General features: G+C 30.1%; 20 protein-coding genes. 7 read left to right on the forward strand and 13 right to left on the reverse strand.

The annotated features are described in order from the left end of the window. Window positions 1–2: 2 nt before the first annotated feature. From ACZ49Z_RS06030 to ACZ49Z_RS06050, 5 genes are all read right to left on the reverse strand, one after another. Entirely contained in the window at window positions 3–1,010 is a 1,008-nt protein-coding gene (locus ACZ49Z_RS06030) for a vWA domain-containing protein (protein ID WP_464307287.1), read from the reverse strand. Continuing rightward, window positions 1,010–2,629 carry a BatD family protein gene (locus tag ACZ49Z_RS06035; protein WP_464307288.1) on the reverse strand — a complete coding sequence of 540 codons (1,620 nt, stop codon included), beginning with the start codon at window positions 2,627–2,629 and terminating at the stop codon, window positions 1,010–1,012. The genes ACZ49Z_RS06030 and ACZ49Z_RS06035 overlap by 1 nt, the downstream gene beginning before the upstream one ends. 1 nt (window position 2,630) lies before the next feature. Further along, window positions 2,631–3,497, reverse strand: a complete 867-nt coding sequence (locus ACZ49Z_RS06040) for a DUF58 domain-containing protein (protein ID WP_464307289.1) — start codon at window positions 3,495–3,497, stop codon at window positions 2,631–2,633. 84 nt (window positions 3,498–3,581) lie between these two features. Continuing rightward, window positions 3,582–4,586, reverse strand: a complete 1,005-nt coding sequence (locus ACZ49Z_RS06045; RefSeq protein ID WP_464307290.1) for an AAA family ATPase — start codon at window positions 4,584–4,586, stop codon at window positions 3,582–3,584. 273 nt (window positions 4,587–4,859) lie between these two features. Next, entirely contained in the window at window positions 4,860–5,960 is a 1,101-nt protein-coding gene (locus ACZ49Z_RS06050; protein ID WP_464307291.1) for a DUF3103 family protein, read from the reverse strand. 226 nt (window positions 5,961–6,186) lie between these two features. Between ACZ49Z_RS06050 and ACZ49Z_RS06055 the strand changes: the two genes are divergently transcribed. Beyond that, on the forward strand, window positions 6,187–7,326 hold the full coding sequence (locus tag ACZ49Z_RS06055) for a DUF5929 domain-containing protein (RefSeq protein ID WP_464307292.1): 1,140 nt from the start codon (window positions 6,187–6,189) through the stop codon (window positions 7,324–7,326). 336 nt (window positions 7,327–7,662) lie between these two features. Here ACZ49Z_RS06055 and ACZ49Z_RS06060 read toward each other — a convergent pair whose 3' ends face one another. The 5 genes from ACZ49Z_RS06060 to ACZ49Z_RS06080 form a co-directional block, all read right to left on the reverse strand. Continuing rightward, complete coding sequence (locus ACZ49Z_RS06060) at window positions 7,663–8,340, reverse strand: response regulator (RefSeq protein ID WP_464307293.1); 678 nt, start codon at window positions 8,338–8,340, stop codon at window positions 7,663–7,665. 10 nt (window positions 8,341–8,350) lie between these two features. Beyond that, a complete protein-coding gene (locus ACZ49Z_RS06065; RefSeq protein WP_464307294.1) occupies window positions 8,351–10,366 on the reverse strand; it encodes a tetratricopeptide repeat-containing sensor histidine kinase in 2,016 nt (671 codons plus the stop codon). A gap of 229 nt (window positions 10,367–10,595) precedes the next feature. Then, window positions 10,596–10,814: a hypothetical protein gene (locus tag ACZ49Z_RS06070; RefSeq protein ID WP_464307295.1), complete on the reverse strand. Its 219-nt coding sequence runs from the start codon at window positions 10,812–10,814 to the stop codon at window positions 10,596–10,598. A 51-nt stretch (window positions 10,815–10,865) separates the two neighbouring features. Then, window positions 10,866–11,090 carry a hypothetical protein gene (locus tag ACZ49Z_RS06075; RefSeq protein ID WP_464307296.1) on the reverse strand — a complete coding sequence of 75 codons (225 nt, stop codon included), beginning with the start codon at window positions 11,088–11,090 and terminating at the stop codon, window positions 10,866–10,868. Window positions 11,091–11,140: 50 nt separating this feature from the next. Next, window positions 11,141–11,362: a hypothetical protein gene (locus ACZ49Z_RS06080; RefSeq protein WP_464307297.1), complete on the reverse strand. Its 222-nt coding sequence runs from the start codon at window positions 11,360–11,362 to the stop codon at window positions 11,141–11,143. A 411-nt stretch (window positions 11,363–11,773) separates the two neighbouring features. On the opposite strand from ACZ49Z_RS06080, the gene ACZ49Z_RS06085 reads away from it, so the two are divergent. From ACZ49Z_RS06085 to ACZ49Z_RS06095, 3 genes are read left to right on the forward strand one after another with little or no spacing between them, the layout of a single operon-like run. Then, window positions 11,774–12,508, forward strand: coding sequence for a metallophosphoesterase family protein (locus ACZ49Z_RS06085; protein ID WP_464307298.1), 735 nt, complete (start codon window positions 11,774–11,776; stop codon window positions 12,506–12,508). 35 nt (window positions 12,509–12,543) lie between these two features. After that, the gene (locus tag ACZ49Z_RS06090) at window positions 12,544–13,038 is read left to right on the forward strand and encodes a DUF6646 family protein (RefSeq protein WP_464307299.1); all 495 of its coding nucleotides are present in this window, start codon (window positions 12,544–12,546) and stop codon (window positions 13,036–13,038) included. Between the two features lie 2 nt (window positions 13,039–13,040). Beyond that, window positions 13,041–13,613 carry a PhnA domain-containing protein gene (locus tag ACZ49Z_RS06095; RefSeq protein ID WP_464307300.1) on the forward strand — a complete coding sequence of 191 codons (573 nt, stop codon included), beginning with the start codon at window positions 13,041–13,043 and terminating at the stop codon, window positions 13,611–13,613. Between the two features lie 86 nt (window positions 13,614–13,699). Here the strand turns inward: ACZ49Z_RS06095 and amaB are convergent, their stop codons facing one another. The 3 genes from amaB to ACZ49Z_RS06110 form a co-directional block, all read right to left on the reverse strand. Next, window positions 13,700–15,253, reverse strand: a complete 1,554-nt coding sequence (gene amaB / locus ACZ49Z_RS06100; protein WP_464307301.1) for an L-piperidine-6-carboxylate dehydrogenase — start codon at window positions 15,251–15,253, stop codon at window positions 13,700–13,702. Window positions 15,254–15,340: 87 nt separating this feature from the next. Beyond that, window positions 15,341–15,871 (reverse strand): 3-hydroxyanthranilate 3,4-dioxygenase, encoded by a 531-nt coding sequence (locus ACZ49Z_RS06105; RefSeq protein ID WP_464307302.1) that lies wholly within the window; start codon window positions 15,869–15,871, stop codon window positions 15,341–15,343. Window positions 15,872–15,970: 99 nt separating this feature from the next. After that, the gene (locus ACZ49Z_RS06110) at window positions 15,971–17,077 is read right to left on the reverse strand and encodes an endonuclease/exonuclease/phosphatase family protein (protein WP_464307303.1); all 1,107 of its coding nucleotides are present in this window, start codon (window positions 17,075–17,077) and stop codon (window positions 15,971–15,973) included. A 138-nt stretch (window positions 17,078–17,215) separates the two neighbouring features. Here ACZ49Z_RS06110 and ACZ49Z_RS06115 point away from each other — a divergent pair, with 138 nt between their 5' ends. Genes ACZ49Z_RS06115 through ACZ49Z_RS06125 form a run of 3 tightly spaced genes read left to right on the forward strand, consistent with a single transcriptional unit; the run spans window position 17,216 to window position 22,061 of the window. Beyond that, a complete protein-coding gene (locus ACZ49Z_RS06115; RefSeq protein ID WP_464307304.1) occupies window positions 17,216–20,017 on the forward strand; it encodes a carboxypeptidase-like regulatory domain-containing protein in 2,802 nt (933 codons plus the stop codon). Between the two features lie 10 nt (window positions 20,018–20,027). Beyond that, window positions 20,028–20,645 (forward strand): hypothetical protein, encoded by a 618-nt coding sequence (locus ACZ49Z_RS06120; protein WP_464307305.1) that lies wholly within the window; start codon window positions 20,028–20,030, stop codon window positions 20,643–20,645. A 6-nt stretch (window positions 20,646–20,651) separates the two neighbouring features. Further along, window positions 20,652–22,061 (forward strand): DUF5689 domain-containing protein, encoded by a 1,410-nt coding sequence (locus tag ACZ49Z_RS06125; RefSeq protein ID WP_464307306.1) that lies wholly within the window; start codon window positions 20,652–20,654, stop codon window positions 22,059–22,061. Window position 22,062 lies beyond the last annotated feature (1 nt).

Below are 22,062 nucleotides of genomic sequence, written 5' to 3' on the forward strand. Positions count from 1 at the left end.
TTTTAAACAAATCCTCTAAAAACAGTATTTCGTAAAGTAATTTCAATTAATAATAATGCGAAGGCAAACCAAACAAATGGTTTAAATTTCTCATCATAATTAAAATATTTTTTTTCTTCTACTTCTGTTGTTTCTAACTTATTAATTTCTGCATATATGGCTTTTAATTTCTTGTCGTCTGTAGCTCTAAAATATTTTCCATCTGTCATTTCAGCAATTTCTTTCATCAATTTTTCATCAATTTCCACTTTCATATTTCTAAATAGAAACTTACCCGTTTCTTCATCTTTTGCATAAGGAAAAAGTGCCATACCATTTGTGCCAATACCAATAGTATATACTTTTATACCATATTGTTTGGCAATATCTGCAGCCATTCTAGGGTCTATAGTTCCTGCGTTATTAACTCCATCTGTTAAAAGAATAATTACTCTACTTTTTGCTTTACTGTCTTTTATTCTGTTAATTGCTGTTGCAAGACCAACTCCAATTCCTGTCCCATCTGCTATAATAGAATCGTCATATTCGACAGTTTTTAAAGATTGTAAAATAACAGTCTTGTCTGATGTTATTGGAGTTCTTGTATAACTTTCTCCTGCATAAACAACCAACCCTATTCTATCATTTATCCTATCTTCAATAAAAGTAGAAGCAACCCTTTTTAGAGCATCAAGACGATTCGGTTTGAAATCTTTCGCCAACATACTTCCAGAAACGTCTATTGCCATTACAATATCTATTCCTTTTGTTGTTCTTGATTTTGCTGTTACATCTACGCTTCTGGGTCTAGCTAATGCAATAATTATTGAAGACAAAGCCAATAATCTAAAAATAAACAGCAGAGGCTTCAATCTAGACAATACTGTTTTAGTTTGTAAAAAAGGAGCTAAAGAGCTCATTTTTATTGTAGCTGAATCTTTTTTTCTCGTGAAAAAATACCAAGCTATTGCAAATGGTAATAGCAAAAACAACCAAAAAAAATCTGGATGTAAAAAAGTTACATTTTTCATTAATTTGATGTTTTTTTAAGTTCAACAGAATGCATTACTCTTTCCATTATTTGTTGCGCATATTCATCTTCTTCCCTATAAATCATGAGTAATTCTTGAGCTCCACCTGGTTGAGCAAACACAATAAAAGCATAATTCATTAGTTGTTTTTCACCGTTTTCTGGGTTAACTAATTCGAATGATCCATCTGCTTTTTTCCCTGTTAATCCATTGGCATCTTCATAGTCTTCTTCTTTGACTACTGTATTTTTTGCACCAAACTGTTCTAGTTGTTTTAACCCTTCTTCTAAGACAAGGTTTAAATCAACAACCGTAGTATCTTTAAAAGCAGTAGTATTCAAAACAATTGAAAAGTTATCTAACACACTACCATACATAAACTTTGCTGTAGCTCTAACATGTTCTGGTAAGTTGTTTTGAACTCTCTCATCGGTAACTCTTTTTAAAACTTTAGGTGTAGAGACAATAATTGCTGGGTCCCCATATTCCGAAGTTACCCATTCTTCTTCCAATAAAGATTTCGCATTATGTCCTAACCAATTTTCTCGCACATATGCAGTTCCTTTGTTCACCCCAACAAATACTCCAACTAAAACTAATAGAAATAATACTACTGATAGTGGAATTAAAATTCTTTTTGCCTTTTGGGAACGCCCTTTTTTTCGTTTCAATTCTTCTGTAAATAATCCTTCTGTTTCTTCTTCTGTTCTTGGAATTGCTTTATCCATAGACATTAAGAACGCATTGATCATTTTTTTATCATTTTCAATTTCGAAATCTAATGGTTTTGATTTTGCAAATTTTACTAAGTCTGCATTAGACATTACACGTTTAAACTTATCCAAAACTTCTTGGCTTAGCTTAATCTTTCTTTCTTTAACTGTTACTCTAAGTGCTTCATAAAGTTCATTTGAAGTACTTTCCATTGCTGGAATTTCTATGGCTTCTTCTAGATAATTCCTAGCAATATCTGTCAATTCTGAATAGTATGCTTTTGTTTCTCCTTTTTGCCAAAGCGATCTCCCTTCTAATGTTTCCAAATGTGCTAATGCTTTTTCAATTGGAGAAGCATAAATAATTTCTTCTTCTTTATTTTTTTTAACCTGATATTTTTTGATTAAAAAATAGAGTACTATTCCAATTAAAAATATTCCAATTATACCTAGTAAAACATATAACCAAAAATAATCTGTAGGCTTCTCAACAGATATAATTTCCTTAATATCATACATTTGTTGTTTTAGTGTATCTACAACTATATTATTAACAACGATAGGAAATGAATCTGTTCGAATAGTTTTTTGGTTAATTATTACTTGCAATGGCGGAATGACATATCGACCTGAATCAAATTGTGTAAGTCCGTATTTTTTAATTAATTCTAATTCATCATTATTTTTTATTGAATCTACCGGATAGGATTCTAGAACCTCTAATTGCCCAAAAAATGGTCCTTCTGGAAAAGTCACTTTATCTTTATTAGATACTTTTGCTTTAATTATTAAATTAAATTGTGATCCAATTTTTATCTGAGTAGAATCTATAGTTGATTGTATCGATTGTGAAAAAGCAAACGAACTAATGAAAAGATATAATAATATGTATATTTTTTTCGACATTTTAATTTCTTGCTTTAAAGTAACCTAAAAGTTTTTTTACGTAATTCTCATCTACTCTAGAACTTACAGTTCCTGAGCCACATTTTGAAAAAGTTTCTGTAAAATATTTCACGTTTTCGTTATGATATTTTTCATAATTTAAACGTACACTTTTTGAATTGGTATCTACTAAAAAAGAAGCTCCTGTTTCTGCATCTAACATGCTTACCATCCCCAAATTTGGAATTGATTCTTCTCTTTTATCATAGACCCTAATCCCAGTTACATCATGTTTCTTTGATGCTATTTTTAAAGTATGTTCATAATCTTTGACCATGAAATCTGAAATTAAGAAAACAATGGCTTTCTTTTTCATGATACTTGACAAAAACTTTAATGCTTGAGCTAAATCTGTTTTTTTGCTTTTAGGCTTAAATTCTATTAACTCCCTAATTATTCTTAAAACATGAGATTTTCCTTTTTTTGGAGGGATGTATAACTCAATAGTATCTGAAAAAAGTATCAACCCCACCTTATCATTATTCTGTGTTGAAGAAAATGCTAGGGTTGCAGCTATTTCTGTTATTACTTCGCTTTTAAACTGATTTGTAGTACCAAAACTTTCCGAACCACTACAATCAACCATTAACATCATGGTAAGCTCTCTTTCCTCTTCGAAAACTTTAATATAGGGCTCATTATAGCGTGCAGTAACATTCCAGTCAATTGCCCTAACATCATCTCCATATTGGTATTGACGCACTTCTGAAAAGGTCATTCCCCTTCCTTTAAATGACGTATGATATTCTCCCGAAAAGATATGATTACTCAACCTTTTGGTTTTAATTTCAATTTTACGAACTTTTTTAAGAATTTCTTTAGTATCCATTTTATTTAGTAGTTAGTGGTTAGTCATTAGTGATTAGTCAATAGATATTAATGCTAATTACTAATCTCCTGTTACTAGTTACTACTATGGTACTTCTACTTCGTTAACAATTTTATTAATTATATCTACAGAAGTAACGTTTTCTGCTTCTGCTTCATATGTTACTCCAATTCTATGACGCAATACATCATGAACTACAGCTCTAACATCTTCTGGGACTACATAGCCTCTTCTCTTAATAAAAGCATAACATTTGGCTGCTATTGCTAAATTAATACTTCCACGAGGTGATGCACCAAAACTAATTAAAGGTTTAAGATTTTCTAATTTATATTTTTCTGGATAACGTGTTGCAAAAATAATATCTAAGATATACTTTTCTATCTTTTCATCCATATATACTTCCCTAACAGCTTGTTGAGCTCTACTAATTTGTTCTACAGAAACAACAGGATTTACTTTTGTATATTCCCCAGCTAGGTTTTGACGAATTACCATTCTTTCATCTTCCATTTTCGGGTAATCTATAACCGTTTTTAGCATAAAACGATCCATTTGAGCTTCTGGCAAAGGATAAGTTCCTTCTTGTTCCACAGGATTTTGAGTTGCCATAACCAAAAAAGGTTTGTCTAACTTAAATGTTTCATCTCCAATAGTCACCTGCTTTTCTTGCATAGCTTCTAGCAAAGCAGACTGTACTTTTGCTGGAGCACGATTAATTTCATCTGCTAATACAAAGTTTGCAAATATTGGTCCTTTTTTAATAGTAAAATCGTTTTCTTTTATATTGTAAATCATAGTACCTACAACGTCGGCTGGCAAAAGATCTGGAGTGAACTGAATTCTACTAAAAGATCCTTGAACAGCTTGAGAAAGTGTATTGATTGCCAATGTTTTTGCTAAACCAGGAACTCCCTCCAGAAGAATATGTCCTTGTCCTAGAAGACCAATAAGTAATCTTTCGATCATATATTTCTGACCAACAATTACCTTATTCATTTCCATCGTTAGTAAATCAACAAATGCACTCTCTCTTTCTATTTTTTCATTAATTGCGCGAATGTCTAAAGCAGCTGTATTTTCTTCCATTGTCATATTATTTTGTGTCAAATTTTCAAAAAAAAATTAACAATTCAAAATTGAAAATTAATTTAGGACTACGATGTTAATATACCGTTAAAAAAATTGGAAAACTACTATTTTGAGAGTTATTTATGATTTTCTTTTTATTTTTTTAAGATTTTCCAATATCAGCATTACACTTTATCCCCTAAACATTTAACAATCAAATACTTTATTTTTTAAAAAAAGAAAAAGCACATTTAAAAAAATGTGCTTTTCAAAATTATTTTTTTTACTTCTCTACAAAGTTTCAAAAGAATATGTCATTGAAGCATTATTACTCGCTCCACTTTTTAATGTTGTAATGTTTTGCTTTCTAATGATGTAATATTGGTCTATCTCATCATCTGAATCTTTAGACCAACTTCCTTTTATTGCATCTAGAACAGCCGTTACAGTATTCACAACGAAAGGAGTCCAAACCACATCTCCTGTTCCAAGTGTTACTCCTGTTCCTATTGCTTGAACAACAATATTAATTACCGCTGAATAATCGAAGCCAGAATCTTCTTCCATTATTATCATTGTAGCGGCATTTCTAGTGTGTTCATTCCAAAAAACGAAAGGTTGCTCTGGTGTATATAAAACATTTTTTTTCTTGATATAAGGCATTTGTAAAACTCTAAGCGGTGGAACTGAAGGATCATTAAAGTTTTTATCAAAATTGAATACTATTGCATAAATTTCTGGATTTCCTTTAAACCATGGCTCTTGTACATCCGATAATTTTATTGAATCTATCTTATTAAAATCTACAGGTGTAGATTTATTCGCAACATTATTTGTCAGAGTATAATCATATCCTCTTCTCTTTAATTCTTCATTAAATAATTTCATGTTTTTCTGAAACTCAAATTTTCCATGCTGATCAATGAAAAGCATTGGTTTGTCTGAAGGCTTTAATGCATCTACAATTATTTTATTTCCATTAATATCTACTCCTTCTAATTTTTTCACATTATCATCAATCGGTACAAATAAAATTTGCAGATCATTTAAAAACTTAGAATTCATTTTCTCTTGGTTATAGACAAAGCATTCCAAAATTCCTTCATTTCTAACTTCTGAAGAAATGAATTCTTCACTATTCTTCATGTTTAAAGAATTAAAAACGTCAGTTAACAATACTTCTCCTTGGTCTTTAAATTTACTATCACTAAAAAGATTTATCCCGTTAGAACTTTTTATAGAATTAGCTATATATTTTGCTAACTCCATTTTATCTGAAGATAAATAACTCGATTGATTATTTTCATTTTCTACAACTGGTTCGTTGTTACAAGAAAAGAAAAAAGTAGAGATTGCTAATAATGAAGCAATTTTTCTAAAATTTGTTTTCATGATTTTCAATGTTTAGTTTAATTAATTTCTATTTTTTATAATTGTAAAACTACAACAGGAAGCTAATAATTCGGATATAGATTTTTTGCCTTTGTTGTTAAAGTTTAGTTCAATAATCTTTATAGTTAGAATACTTAACTACTACAAAAACAATGTTATAATTTATATTAAAACATTTTGAAACGGGATAAATAAAACAGTAAATTAGTAGCAAATATTTCCAGGGATGCTAAATAAAAGATTACTAATAAAAAATTTATTAGCTCACAATGATGAGAATAGTTTTTATGACAAAAAGCGTCAGTTAAACTTACATAGCAAGGAAGGAAAAGCTAAATTTTTGAAACATATTTGTGCCCTATCAAATTCTAATCCAGCGAATAATTCTTATATAGTTGTTGGAGTCGAAGATGATAACAATGAAATTGTGGGTGATGATTTTTTTGATGATAGCAAAATTCAAAATTTGGTAAATGCCTATTTAGAAAACCCGCCAAAAATTCAATATGAAAATGTTCCTTTTCCTAATTTACCTTTAAATAAAGTAGTTGGATTAGTTACAATAAAGCCTAAAAGTAAAACTTCTCGATTTAAGAAAGGGATTCATACTATAGTAGCAAATACCGTTTTTATTAGGCGAGGAAGTAATTCTACCCCTACCGAAGAAAAAGTTAGATTTTCTAAAGCGAATATAGAAACACTAATTAGCATTGAAAACAATTCGAGAAACAGCATAGAACACACACTAGATGGAGTTCTAGACTTTATAAACAACAAACACAAGAATATGAATTCTAACTATAAAGTTTTCAAGGAGCTATTTATTGTTTGCTGGGCTGGAATTCAGAAAAAGGTGCGTGAGACAACTTTTTATTCAAGAGTTGACATTGAACTTATTAACGAACAAATTAAACTTTTCTACTCTAATCAGGATGACGTGACAATTAACTATAATGAAAACTCATTTATAATTACAGAATATATTGCTTTAGGAATCAATGATAAAACGAGCTATTATCCTTTAGAAAAAGTAGTAATCTCTTTTTTTGATAATGGGTATTACAAAATTAATTCGGAAATGATTTTCAAACCTCCATTATACAACAAAAGAATTCTTCATCATATCTATAATTCCACAATTAGTTTAATAAAAAAATTAGAAAACAATACTACACTAAACTCAAGAGAGTTAAAAGACATAGAAAACATCCCCTCAACTTTAATGATTTGCTATTGGAATGGTTTTGAAGATGCTAAACTTAGGCTTATAAACTCAAAACCTCTTCTCAAACAACACCATTCCCCAGAAGCTTATAACAGTTTTAAAGAAACAATGAGAATTTTAAGAAAAATGAAATATAATTAATTAAAATGATGGTTGTTTTCATTGTTGTGTTTTATAAGTATCAATACAGAATAGGAAGTCACAATAATTACTCCCAATATATAAACTATTTTTAACTGCGTACTATAATCTAAGATTAACAATTTAGAATCAAACTCTTGAAATAGTATATTATACATTAACTCCATAACAGCACAAAACCATAACAAACTCATTACCTGTAGTAAAATTATTATTTTTAAAAAAAATGATGGTTTATTAAAGAATTGCATAAATGTTGTTATTAATCAACATAAATTTACAAACTTCAAAGCAATCAATTTTACAAGTTTATTATAAATTTTGTTAAACGTTTACTTACACAAATCCATGTTTTTTTGCTTCTCTAACAATATCTTCATCAGAACCTCCTTTAACACAAAAATAGTCTTTTATTTGTGCCTTTCTCTTGTCTATAGAACTCTGAGCAAGGTTAACATAATTTGGCAGGTTTTTAGACAAAACACCCTGTGCCAAAAGAGAAATTATCGTTCTATTGTTCTCATCTAAAAAAACGTTATTTCTTACAGCCAACATTTCCTGAATACTTTCATTCACAGTTTTGCTAACATATTTTTCTTTGTTAATAATCACTTCGAATGCCTTTAAAAATTCGTCTGCTGTAAAATCACTTTTTACGAGTAAACCATCTGGATCTATTGTTTTTTGGATATCAAATAAAATAAATGCTTCTGCATGAGAAGTTAGCATAACAATTTTTGCAAACGGATATTTTTTCCTTGCAAATAAAGCAAGATCTTGTCCAGAATTCATATTTGCTATTTCATAGGGTGGCAAACTAAGATCTAAAAAGATCATATCAAACTCATAAATATCCTCAGATTGTGACATTCTTTTATATGCCGTTTCACAATCAAACGCTGGTGTAACATTGATTTTATAACCTAGATCATTATAGGAAAGGATACTTTTATAACCTTCAATCATTGAAGGATGATCATCAACCATGAAAATGTTAATTGTTTTTGAGCTCATAATATTAATTTTATTTAATTGGTATTTTTAAAAACAGAGTTGTTCCCTTCCCTATTTCAGATTCAATATTTAATTCTCCATTAACAGCAGTTGTTCTTTGAAACATATTTTTAATTCCTATACCTTTTTTCGCTTTATTTAAATTAAATCCTTCTCCATCGTCTTGTATTTGTAAAGTTACAATTTTTTCTCGTTTTACAATACTCACACTTATAGTTTTAGCATTTGCATATTTATTACAGTTGTTTAAAGCTTCTTGAAGTATTCTATAAATATGCATTTTTGTTTCAACATCAAAAATATCCCATTGAATTTCTTTATCGATATTATACTCACATTCTGGGGCATATAGATTTTGTTGCTCTATTAATAATTCTGTAAGAATGCTTTTAAAATTACTTTTTTCTGAAAAAACCTCATTACTAAGTTCATGCGCAATTGCTCTTACTTCTTTTTCAATATTTTGAATTTCATTAATGTGTCCTATACATTTTTTGATTGTTTCTTCATCTGTTCTTCGTGTCAAAATATACAAATTAAGTCTTGTACTTGCTAATTTGTTCATGATCCCATCATGTAATTCTCTTGCAATTCTATTTTTTTCTATATGTTTCACCTCGTCCAATTTAACTTGCTGATCAAGCATTAATTGATAAATTTCTTCATTCGTCCGTTGCTGTTCTTGAATTAAAATCAGCTCTTTCTGTTTTGATCTTTGAAATAGAATTATATATAGTAGTGCAACAAATAATACTGTTAACACAGCAATAGTAATTATTCTTTTATTTTCACTTGAGATAGCTTCATTTTCATGCATGATTTCATCGGTTTCAAACTCAATTCTTGCTAATTTATTGCGTGTTGCTCTTTCAAGATCATACAAACTATCACTTAGTTTTATATATTTTTTAGCATAATAAAGTCCCTTTTTTGGAATTATCTTGGTATATAAATCCAATGTCTTTAATAAATCATCATTATAGCTAGATTTTAGAGCAAGTGCATTTGCTTCATCATTTAATTGTAGTGCTTTTGCAATGTTTCCTTTAGACAAATGGTATTCTGAAAGATGCATTTTACTTCTTATCATTCCCGCGACATTTCCAATACTATCTCTAATAAAAAGAGAACGATTTAACTCCTCATAACCTTCATTTTTATTCAACTTAAATTTTGAATAGGCTAAATTATCCATTAAGGCAGAATAAACGACTGGATGAATGCGTAAAAGATTGTTAACTGCCAACCCTTTTTGAAAATTTTCTATTGCCTTTTCATATTCCTTATTCTTTTGATAGACCAAACCAAGATTATTAAACGTTTGTGCCTTCATAGCATCATAGGAAGGATTTGTTTTAAGTTTATCTAATTGAATTAATGATTTACTGTGATAATAAAGTGCTCTATCAAAATTATCGAGCCCTAATAACGAACTACCTAAATTCACATAGCATTCGTATATTAAAACATCCTCCTGAATTTCTTTTGAAATGTCTAGTGCCCTTATAGTAGCAGTTTCGCTACCCATAAAATCTTTTTCATATAACAAAACATAAGCTTTATAAAGTATTAGTCTCGATAAATTTTCTTTATCATTTAAACTTCTATAAATTTTTTCAGATTTATTATAATACCAATAAGCACTGTCATTTTTTGCTTTTTCAAAGAAATAATCTCCCAAATAACAAAACGATTTTGCAATAGTTACAGAATCTTTACTGTTTTTACCAAGTTCTAAAGCTTTCTTTGCAGCTTTCTTATATTTCTCTAATTCATAGAGTGAAAAATATCGATTTGCAACTTTAAAATAATTTCTTCTTAGTGTAGAATCATTACTCTTTTGTTGAAGTTCTGCATACGCAGAATCACTATACTTCATTCTACTCTCATATGAATTAGTCCCATCTTGGGCACTTGACAGATAGCTATTTATTTTTTGATCAGAAACTGATATTTTTTGTTCTTCTTTTTGATTAGAACAACTTATGAAGAAAAAAAGTATTCCAATTTGTGCAATATATTTCAATTTACTCTGTTTTAATTTAGCTTTAAAAAACCAAATTTAATAATATCCTTTATAATACTTTTTACTTTTCGACTTTAAAACAATAAAGCATTCTAATAAAAGCTAAAAAAACATCACATATTCAGCATTTTATCAAACTAAGATAAAATTACACTCTAATTTTGTAATATTTTCACATTTTTAAAAATCATTTTACAAGATAGCTCTATTTCATTCAAAGAAATATAATCTAGTCTTTCTTTGGTTTTACGATTGGGTCTGTACTATCCCCAGCTGCCTCATCAGTTCCACCATCTTCAACTGTACCATCTCCGTCTTTATTCATCAATGGACTTATAACTTCAAGTTCATTGCTTTGATTTTCCACATCATAAGAATCTGTTGAGCATGAAATCATTACAATTGAAAACCCTAAAACCATTACGAAATATAGTATACTTTTTTTCATCTAACTTTTTATTTTTTAATTCTTAATTTTTTTATTTGTTTTTTATTCAATTTAGTCTTTCTTCGGTTTTACAATTGGATCTGTGCTTTCTTCTTCTTCTTCTGCTTCATTAGTGTCACCTTCTTCAACTACTCCATCTCCATCTTTATTCGCTAATGGACTTACAACCTCTAACGTACTTTTTTCATTTTGAACATCATATGCATCTGTTGAGCATGAGATAATCCCCATTGAAAAACCTAAAATTATTCCAAAATACAATATACCTTTTTTCATCTTATTTGTTTTTTAAAATTAATTGTAATTCTATTTTTTATCTCACGTATTTAGTCTTTCTTTGGCTTTACAATAGGATCTGTGCTATCTCCTTCTGTTTCATTATTACCATCTTCTTGAACTGTCCCATCTCCATCTTTATTCATTATTGGATGGCTTACAACTTCTTGGGTTGTTTTTTCAGTTTCCACATCATACGCATCTGTTGAACATGAAGTTATTCCTATTGAAAAACCTAAAATCATTACGAAATATGCTATACCTTTTTTCATCTTCTTTAATTTTTAATTATTATTAATTTATCTATTATTATTTCAAAAAAAATCAAACTCATAAATATCTTTCCAAGCATTTTAAAAATTTCACCCACAAAATAAAATCCCATTTTTATGTCTTATATTAATTAAAATTTTAACTAAAAAAAACACATTAAACTGGTTTACAATAAATTAAATCTCAAAATCAAATAACATTTTTTTATAGTCTTATTTTTTTTGTTTGCTTATATTGTTTTTTATTGCTATTTTTTATTGCTATTTTTTATTAATTGCAAGATTTTGATTTGTAACACCTTATTTTTGTTATTTCAAAAATAAGGTGTTACAAAATTTTAATTTTACAACTTTTCTGCCGATTTTGTTAAAGTTTTAAAACATGCAAACAACTGAAATACAACAAATTAAATGAAAAACAACAGAAAACTTGTCATAGGTGACATTCACGGAGGGTTCAAAGCACTGGTACAAATTATAAATAGAGCACAAATTTCAAAAAATGATGAATTACTTTTTTTAGGTGATTATGTAGATGGATGGAGTCAGTCTTTAGAAGTTATTGATTATTTAATTACATTAAAACAAACACACAATTGCATTTTTATTAAAGGAAATCACGATGATTTATTTCTTGATTTCCTAAAAACCAACACTTTTAGAAATGAATGGTTAATAAACGGAGGAAAAGCCACCATTGATTCCTATAAAGATACTAGTCGGTCAACAATTAATCAGCATATTGAATTTCTAGAATCGCTACTTCCCTATCATATTGACAATGAGAATAGATTATTTGTGCATGGCGGTTTTACAAATCAAAAAGGGGTTATGCATGAATTCTTCAAACCTATGTTCTATTGGGACAGAACATTATGGGAAACTGCAATTGCATTAAACCCAAAACTGTCTATTGATGATAAAGAATATCCAGAAAGACTAAGGCTGTATAAAGAAATTTTCATTGGACATACACCGGTTTTAAGAATAAATAAAGAAATACCACAGCAAGCGGCAAATGTTTGGAATATAGATACAGGAGCAGCATTCGAAGGAAAACTTAGCATTATGGATATTAATACAAAACAATTCTGGCAAAGCGATGCTTTACCCATCTTATATCCTAGTGAAAGAGGAAGAAATTAAGTTATATTTCTATATTTGTATAAAATATATACGTAATGAGAAAAATTTTAATATTAGCAATATTATTTACAGGTATTGCAAATGGACAGGTATTTTCTGGAAAAGGTGATGCTAAATTTCAAATTGGGGCAAATTTTCAGAATAAAGGAAATGGAATAATTGCAACATTTGACAAAGGAATTAATCAAAACATGTCATTTGGATTAACTTCATCCTATATTTTAGGCATTGAAGAAGTATTAGGAGAGAAACCAAACTTTGATGACCGTTTCGATATTAGAGCACGATTTAGTGCAAACATTGCAGATATTTTCAACATAGAAGACAAGTTTGATATTTATCCAGGATTAAATGTTGGGATTAAAAATTTTGGAGCTCATTTAGGAGGTCGCTACTATTTCACTGAGGCTTTTGGGCTTTATTCTGAAGTTCAATTCCCAATAGCATACTATGACAACAGTCCAGATAATTTTTTTGAAAAATACAACAACCAATTTAACTTCTCTATTGGAGCAAGTTTTAATCTATAAACATGAGTGTAATAGAAAAAAAATTAAAGGACAGAAGTCAGTCTAAATGTGAATTATGTGGCAACGAACATGATTTACTTGTTTTTAATGTTGCACCAAACACAATAGAAAGTTTAGAGCACTCAATATTAGCCTGTTCTACTTGTATAGATCAGATTGAGAATCCAGAAAACACTGATGTCACTCATTGGCATTGTTTAAACGATAGCATGTGGAATGAAAATCTTCCTGTACAAATTATTTCTTGGAGAATGCATGCGCGTTTAAAAAATCATGATATGTTAGACATGATGTATCTTGATGAAGAAGCATTAGAATGGGCAAAAGCTACTGGAGAAGGAGACGAAGAAGAAGGTAAAATTATACACAAAGACAGTAATGGTGTAATTCTACAAGATGGTGATTCGGTGGTCTTAATAAAAGATTTAGATGTAAAAGGAGCAACATTCACCGCTAAAAGAGGAGCTGCTGTACACAATATTAAATTAGTTTGGGACGATGCGAACCTAATTGAAGGTAGAGTTGAAAATCAAAGTATTTATATTTTAACGCAATATGTAAAGAAAACGAAATAGTTAATCTAAAAACATTTTCATTAAGAAAACCCCTGCAATGTTCAATTCTTGCAGGGGTTTTTGATTAATATATTTTGCGATAAAAATTATAAATCAAATTTAATCCCTTGTGCTAAAGGCAACTGATCAGAATAGTTTACTGTGTTAGTTTGTCTTCTCATATATACTTTCCAAGCATCAGATCCAGACTCACGTCCACCTCCTGTCTCTTTCTCACCACCAAATGCCCCACCAATTTCGGCACCAGAAGTACCAATATTAACGTTTGCAATTCCACAGTCAGAACCAGCGAATGACAAGAATTTTTCCGCTTCCTTCATTTCATTTGTCATAATTGCCGAAGACAACCCTTGAGCAACTCCATTTTGAAGTTCTATAGCATTTTCAACATCTCCAGAATATTTCATTATATATAATATAGGAGCAAAAGTTTCGTGTTGTACTATTTTAAAATGATTTTCTGCTTCTATGATTGCAGGTTTAACATAACAACCTGATTCATATCCTTCTCCAGAAAGAACCCCACCTTCAACTAATACTTTACCACCTTCTGCTTTTGCAGATTCTATAGCTGCTAAATAAGTATTTACTGCATCTTTATCAATAAGCGGTCCAATATGATTTTTTTGATCTAGTGGGTTCCCGATTGTTAATTGACCATAAGCACCAACAATAGCGTCTCTCACTTTATCATAAACTGATTCATGAATAATTAATCTTCTTGTAGAAGTACATCTTTGACCACAAGTTCCTACAGCTCCAAATACAGCTCCTGGAACAACAACTTTTAAATCGGCAGTTGGTGTAATAATGATTGCATTATTACCGCCTAATTCTAATAATGATTTACCAAAACGTTCTGCAACTGTAGCTCCAACAATTCTACCCATTCTTGTTGAACCAGTAGCAGATATTAAAGGAATTCTAGAATCAGTAGTCATCATCTCACCAACCTTATAATCACCATTAATAATACAAGAAATTCCCTCTGGTAAATTATTATCTTTTAATACTTGTGCAATTATATTTTGACAAGCTACTGCACATAGAGGAGCTTTCTCAGATCCTTTCCACACACAAACATCTCCACAAATCCATGCTAAAGCAGTATTCCATGCCCAAACAGCAACTGGAAAATTAAATGCCGAAATAATACCAACAACGCCAATTGAATGCCATTGTTCTCGCATTACATGACCAGGTCGCTCGGAAGGAATTGTTTGTCCGTTTAATTGACGAGACAAACCAACTGCAAAATCACAGATATCGATCATTTCTTGAACCTCTCCGTAACCTTCTTGTAAAGATTTACCCATTTCATAAGAAACTAATTTCCCTAGTGGTTCTTTTAATTCTCTTAGTTTATTACCAAACTGACGAACAATTTCTCCTCTTTGTGGAGCTGGCATTGCTCTAAAAATTTTGAAAGCAGTAGTGGCACTTTGCATTACTCTTTCATAATCTTCTCTTGTTGTTGTTTTTACTTTTCCTATTAATTGTCCATCTACGGGTGAGTAACTTTCAATAACGTCTCCATTTGAAAACCATTCACTTCCTGTTGATGTACCTTCATTAGTCGCTTTTACTCCTAATATTTCCAATGCTTCTTGCATTCCGAATTGTTGTGCTATTGTTGACATTGTAACTTTTTTACGTGTTTTTGTTATATTTTTACAAATGTATGAAATTGATTTTAATTATTATCTTTTGATAACTTCTTAGTTAATTTATAAAAACCTAGGATCTACTTTCATAATTGTATCACATTTATCACAGGTTCTTTTTTCTTCAGAAGTATAAAAATCTCTAAAATGACTTAAGAAATCTTTCTCAATATCATTTAATTCAAAATAAACTTCGTGTAATTTATGATTGCAATTATCACAATACCATAGCAGACCGTCTTTTCCTGGCAATTCATTTCTTTTTCTCTCTATTACTAATCCAATAGATCCCTCAGTTCTATTTGGAGAATGAGGAATCTTTGCAGGATGAAGATACATGTCTCCAGGAGTAAGTTTCATGGTTTTCTTTTTTCCATTTTCCTGAATAAATATTTCTATCTCTCCCTCCAACTGGTAAAATAATTCTTCGGTCTCATTATAATGATAATCTTTCCTGAAATTTGGACCACCAACAATCATTACAATATAATCTCCAGATTCTATATATAAATTCTTATTTGCCACAGGTGGTTTTAACAAATGTCTGTTATCTTCAATCCACTTAGTCAAATTAAAAGGTTTTTGCACACTCATCATTAAAAAATTTTAAACTATAAAATTAGTAAAAAAAGAAAAGGTTAATTAACAATTGAAAAATTATTAATTAACCTTTATCATTATTCAAATTACAATCTAGTTAACTTGTTTAATTAAATATAAATAAACAGGAAGGTGATCGCTAAATCCTGGAACGCCATTAGAATTTCTTTTAGGATAACCTTTCCATCTTCCTTCATTTTGAATTAAATATGGCTTTTTAAACACTTGTGCTTTCCAATAGGTCCAAGACATATAGTCCTTTCCTAATAAAGGTTCAGAAACAATCATTTGGTCAAAAATATTCCATGAATCTCTATAACCTAAAGTGCCAATTCCTTGTTTGTGCATTTTTTCCATAGGATTATACATATCAAACTCCTTAACATCTTCTTTTTTTCCAATTGCTTTTACTCCTTTTTTAACACTTTTATTTGTAGGATCATCATTTAAATCTCCCATAGTAATAATCTTTGCATTTGGATTAATCTTATACAATGAATCTATAATTGTTCTGTTCAAAGCACCAGCAGCTTCACGATTTGGGCTACTCTTCTTTTCTCCGCCAGAACGTGATGGCCAGTGATTCACAATAAAACTTATTTCCTCTCCTTCTAAATATCCCGTAACAAGTAGTTGATCTCTTGTGTAAATTCTCTTTGTTTTAGAATCAATTTCAACGTTATCGTCTGTTTTTTCTTCATTTTCTTCCTTCTCTTTTTTGCTATTTTTATCTCCATTTTCATAGATATATAAAGGCACATTGGTATAACTAGTAGGAGTGAAAAATTTCTCTTGATACAATAAAGCTACATCAATCCCCCTTTTATCTGGTGAATCAAAATGAATAATTTTATATCCTTTATCAATTATTTTCGGGTTTTTAACCAAATCTTCTAAAACTTGTCTGTTTTCAATTTCACATGCTCCTATAACCACAGGAGAATTAGATGGATTTTCATCGGTACCAATTTCACTAATTACTCTAGAAAGATTATCCAATTTCTTTTTATAATTTTTATACGTCCAACCATTAGTTGGCGTGTACTCCTCATCATAAGTATTAGGATCATTAATTGTGTCGAATAGATTCTCAAAATTGTAGAAAGCTACAGTATGAATTTTAAATTTCTTCTCTTGAGCAAAAGAGTGATTTATTTGAAAAATCACAAAAAAAACGGCTAATAGTTGTTTGGTTTTCATAAAATGAAATGTTACGTTATCATCAAGTTTTTTACAAAACGGGTGCCAAAGGTAGATAATATTATTAAAATTTGTACATTTACAGGCTGTTAAGTTTAAATCTTAACATTAAAATAATTTATAATTTTAATTAAATTTATGAAAAAAATTTTATTCAGTGCCTTACTGTGCCTATTTGGGTTTACTATGCATGCACAACAAAACCCAGCTCTGAAAGGTAAAGTCATTGATTCGAAAAATCAAAAACCACTACAAAATGTTGTTGCAACAATTCAAAGTACAAATCAGTCTGTAACAACTGATTTTGAAGGTAGTTTTTTCTTTCAAACACTGCCTACTGGCGAACCTATTTTACTTATTAGTTCTACTGGATACAAAACGAAAACATTTATATTAGAACCAACAAAAGGCGAAACTCTAGATTTAGGAGTAATTACCCTTGAGGAAGATATCACAACAGAACTTCAATTAAGTCTTGTTACGATAACAGAAAACGACTTAGGAGATGATAATTCTGGTTCAGAAAGCACTTCTGGTTTATTACAATCATCTAGAGACACCTACCAACAAGCAGCTGCATTTAATTGGGGACAAGCTAGATTTAGAATTCGTGGATTAGACAATGCTTATGGGAAGACTATGATTAATGGAATTTCTATGAACAAAATTTATGACGGAAGACCACAATGGAGCAACTGGGGTGGTCTAAACGATGCAACTCGTAATCAAGAATTCACAATGGGTTCAGGTACTTCTGACTATACATTTGGTGGTGCATTAGGAACTCAAGAAATCAACACTAGAGCCTCTTTCTATAGACCTGGTAATAGAATTACTATGTCTGGTACAAACACAAACTATAGCTGGAGAGCGATGGCAACACACGCATCTGGATTAAATAAAAATGGCTGGGCATTTGTTGTATCTGGATCAAGAAGATGGGCTCAAGAAGGATATTTCGAAGGAACAGATTATGCTGCAAACTCTTTATTTGCAAGTGTTGAAAAAAAAATAAATGATAACCATAGTATTAATTTCACATCTATTTATGCACAAAACAGTAGAGGTAAAAGCTCTCCAAATACTAAAGAAGTTACTGACTTAATGGGCGTAAAATATAACTCTTATTGGGGATGGCAAGATGGAAAAAAACGTAATTCTAGAGACAAGGATATTGCTGAACCAATAAATATGTTATCTCATTACTGGAAAATAAATGAAAACACTTCATTAAATACCAATGTTGCATACCAAGTAGGTACTATAGGAAACACTAGAATTGACAATCAAACAGCCAATAATCCAGACCCTACCTATTACAGAAATCTACCAAGTTATTATCTAAATACACATGACAATAATGGTGTATGGACTCCTAACAATGCACAAGCTGATATTGCTAAAAATTATTTCTTAAACAATAGTCAAATTAATTGGAATGCAATGTATCAAGCAAACCAAACCAGCGCTTCTTCAGGAAAAAGCTTGTATGTTTTATATGAAGACAGAACCGATGACAAATTGTGGAGTGCAAACTCTATTTTAAATACAAGCCTTTCGGATAATATTTCAATGAATGCAGCTGTAAATTTTAAAAGATTAAAATCACACAACCATCAAAATTTATTAGATTTATTAGGAGGTAGTTATTTCTTAGACATTGATCCATTTTTCACTGGTGATGCAATACAATCAGATTTAAACAATCCGAATAGACAAGTAAAAGAAGGAGACACTTATGGTTATAACTATAATCTTTTCGCTACTATTTTTGACGGATTTACACAATTTAAATTTGCATATGATAAAATTGATTTTTATTTGGCACAATCATTCTCTAGATCAGAATACAAAAGAGAAGGTTTGTATAAAAACGGAATATATGCAAATAATTCATACGGAATGAGTAACTCAAAAGTATTTGAAAACTTTGGCTTTAAAGGAGGAATGACATACAAAATCAATGGTCGTCATTTAGTTGATTTTAATGCTATGTATATGACAGCTGCACCAAATTTGAGAAATTCATTTTCTAATGCACGTTTAAACAATAGTTTTACTCCAAATCTTGAAAGCGAAGCAATAACAAGTACAGATTTAAGCTATATTATTAGAACACCTAAATTAAAAGCAAGACTTACTGGTTTTTATAACAAAATTAAAAACGCAACAGAAATATCTTTCTTCTATGGAGAAGGAATTGGAGAAGTAGATGCAAGTACAGGTGCAGCAGATGACTCATTTATTAGTGAAATTGTAACTAATTTAGACAAACAATCTCTAGGAACCGAATTAGGATTAGAATACCAAATTACATCTACTGTTAAAGCAACTGTAGCAGCTTCTTATGGTCAATATATTTATTCAGATAACGCTAAATTATTAACCAATGATGACGGAAGAGCTGCATTAGGATTAAATTCTATCAGAAACTTTGGAACTGCTTATCTAAAAAATTATAATCAACCAGGAATGCCACAACAAGCATATTCTTTTGGGCTAGAATATAGAGATCCACATTATTGGTGGGTTGGAGCAAATATCAATTATCTTTCAGATAGCTACTTAGATGTTTCAAGTATTGTTAGAACAAACAATTTCACAATAGATCCTGCAACAGGCATCTCTTATCCAGGAGCAAACGAAAGTAGTGTAAGGGATTTATTAAAACAGGAAAAATTTGATTCATTCATGCACTTGAATTTAGTTGGTGGAAAATCTTGGAGAATTAGCTCAAAAAACAGAAATACCTTTGGTTTTTTCGCCTCAATCAATAATGTACTTGATATAGAATATAAAACTGGTGGTTTTGAACAATCAAGAAAAGCAACATTTACAGATCTCCAACAAGATTATGCAAGTGGTACACGTGCCTTTGGACCAAAATATTTTTACGGTTATGGAAGAACGTATTTTGTAAACTTCTATATTAATTTCTAAAAAATATACTATGAAAAAAATTATAAAAAATATACTTATTCTAACATCAACAATTGTGCTAACAAGCTCTTGTGTTAGTAATGATGATTTTGACATTCCAAAATTAAGAATTCCATTTTTCCAAGAAGACTTTGAAACAGCAACAAACAACACCAATTTAGACATAACCGGCTGGACAAATTTTGCAGAAGAAGGAACTTGGCTTTGGAGAGAACGAGTTGTTCAAACAAAAGGATTTACAGAATTTAGTCCCTATAATTCTGGTTCAGCTTCAAATATAGCATGGTTGGTTTCTCCAGCAATAGATTTAAATAGTTATGCTTCACCTATTCTTAAATTTAGTATAGCACAACACCATTTAGATGTTGACTCACCAGATAACTCTTTACAGGTATTAATATCTACAGATTATGACGGAACAGATGTTTTAGCAGCCACTTGGACACCTGTAAATGCAAACATTCCAAACTCTACAGTTGATTGGTATCAATTTATAAAATCAACAGTAGCTTTGCCAACTACTAATGGAAATATCCACATTGCCTTTAAATTTAAAGGTTCTGGAACAAACACAACCTTAGATGGTGCATTTCAAGTAGATGATGTAATATTATATAATGAAAATTAAAAAAATATGAAAAAAATAATTTTTACAACAATGATTATCACAACTTTATTTAGTTGTGTAAATGACGATGATTACGGAAGACCAAATGATGATTGTATTGAACTCACAGTCAACACCTCAATTCAAGATGTAAGAAACTTAGCAAATTCCTCGCCTCAATTATATGATATGAATCCATCAACAGAAGATGTTTTAGAAGCATATATAACTTCAAGTGATGAAGGTGGAAATTTTTATAAATCAATATCATTAATTTCAACAGATGGCACAAAAGCATTCACAATACCTATAGATGATTACAATCTATACACTAAATTTGAACCAGGAAGAAAAGTTTTTGTCCACTTAGATTCATTATACTTTCACTATAATTCGCAAATATCTTCACTAGAAGTTGGAGATTTATATAATAATGACACTCCTTTAGATCTTTCAGATGATGAAGTTGGACGAATTCCAACTGTAAAGTACAAATCAGCAATAATAAGATCTTGTACAAAAGTGAGTGAAGAAGACATAATTAAAAACGTTACAATACAACAAGCAAAAGACAATCAATATTTAAATATGTTAATTGAATTTGATAACGTACAATTTACAGAAACATCCTTAAACCATACTTATTTTGATAGCGATTTAAATGCAGTTTCAACTTGGACTGGTACAAATCATAACATAACTGACGAATTTGGCAATACAATATACTTAAGAGCAAGTAAGTACGCATCATTTGCTTCCAGCCAAATACCGAACGGAAATGGAAAAATAAGAGGTGTTTTAACAAAATATAACAATGATTATCAATTATTAATTAGAACACTAAATGACGTACAATTAACCAATACAAGAGTAGAAATAGATTATTTCCCTCCTTTAGTAGGGTCATCACTTGTATATAGTGGTACATTAAATGAACCTTTCACAAGTTACACAAATTCAAATCAACAAAATTTCCCAGCATACATCAATGATGCATCTATAGGGAATAGATATTGGCAAGTTAAACAATACCCAGTAAATACAGGTAACAGATATATTCAAATGTCATCTTTTGGAGGCGGAAACATTGAAGCTAATCGCGCATTATTCATAGTTCCAGTAAATATGACTACTGCAAACACTTTTTCATTCAAAACAAAAGACGGCTATAATAATGGAAATGTTTTAAAAGTTTATTATTCTACAAACTACGTTCCTGGAAATCAAATTTCAACAGCAACATTAGTTGATATAACTTCAAATTTCACCATTTCCTCTGGAAACACTTCAGGTTATGGAGCAAACTTTATTAACAGTGGTACTTATAACATTCCAGCTTCTTTAACTGGAAATGGATATTTCATCTTTGAATATGTTGGAAACGGATCAACAGGTCCAACAACAACAATGCAAATTGATGATATTGTGGTTAATTAAA

The sequence above is a fragment of the Flavobacterium sp. KY-23415 genome, from assembly GCF_055384985.1.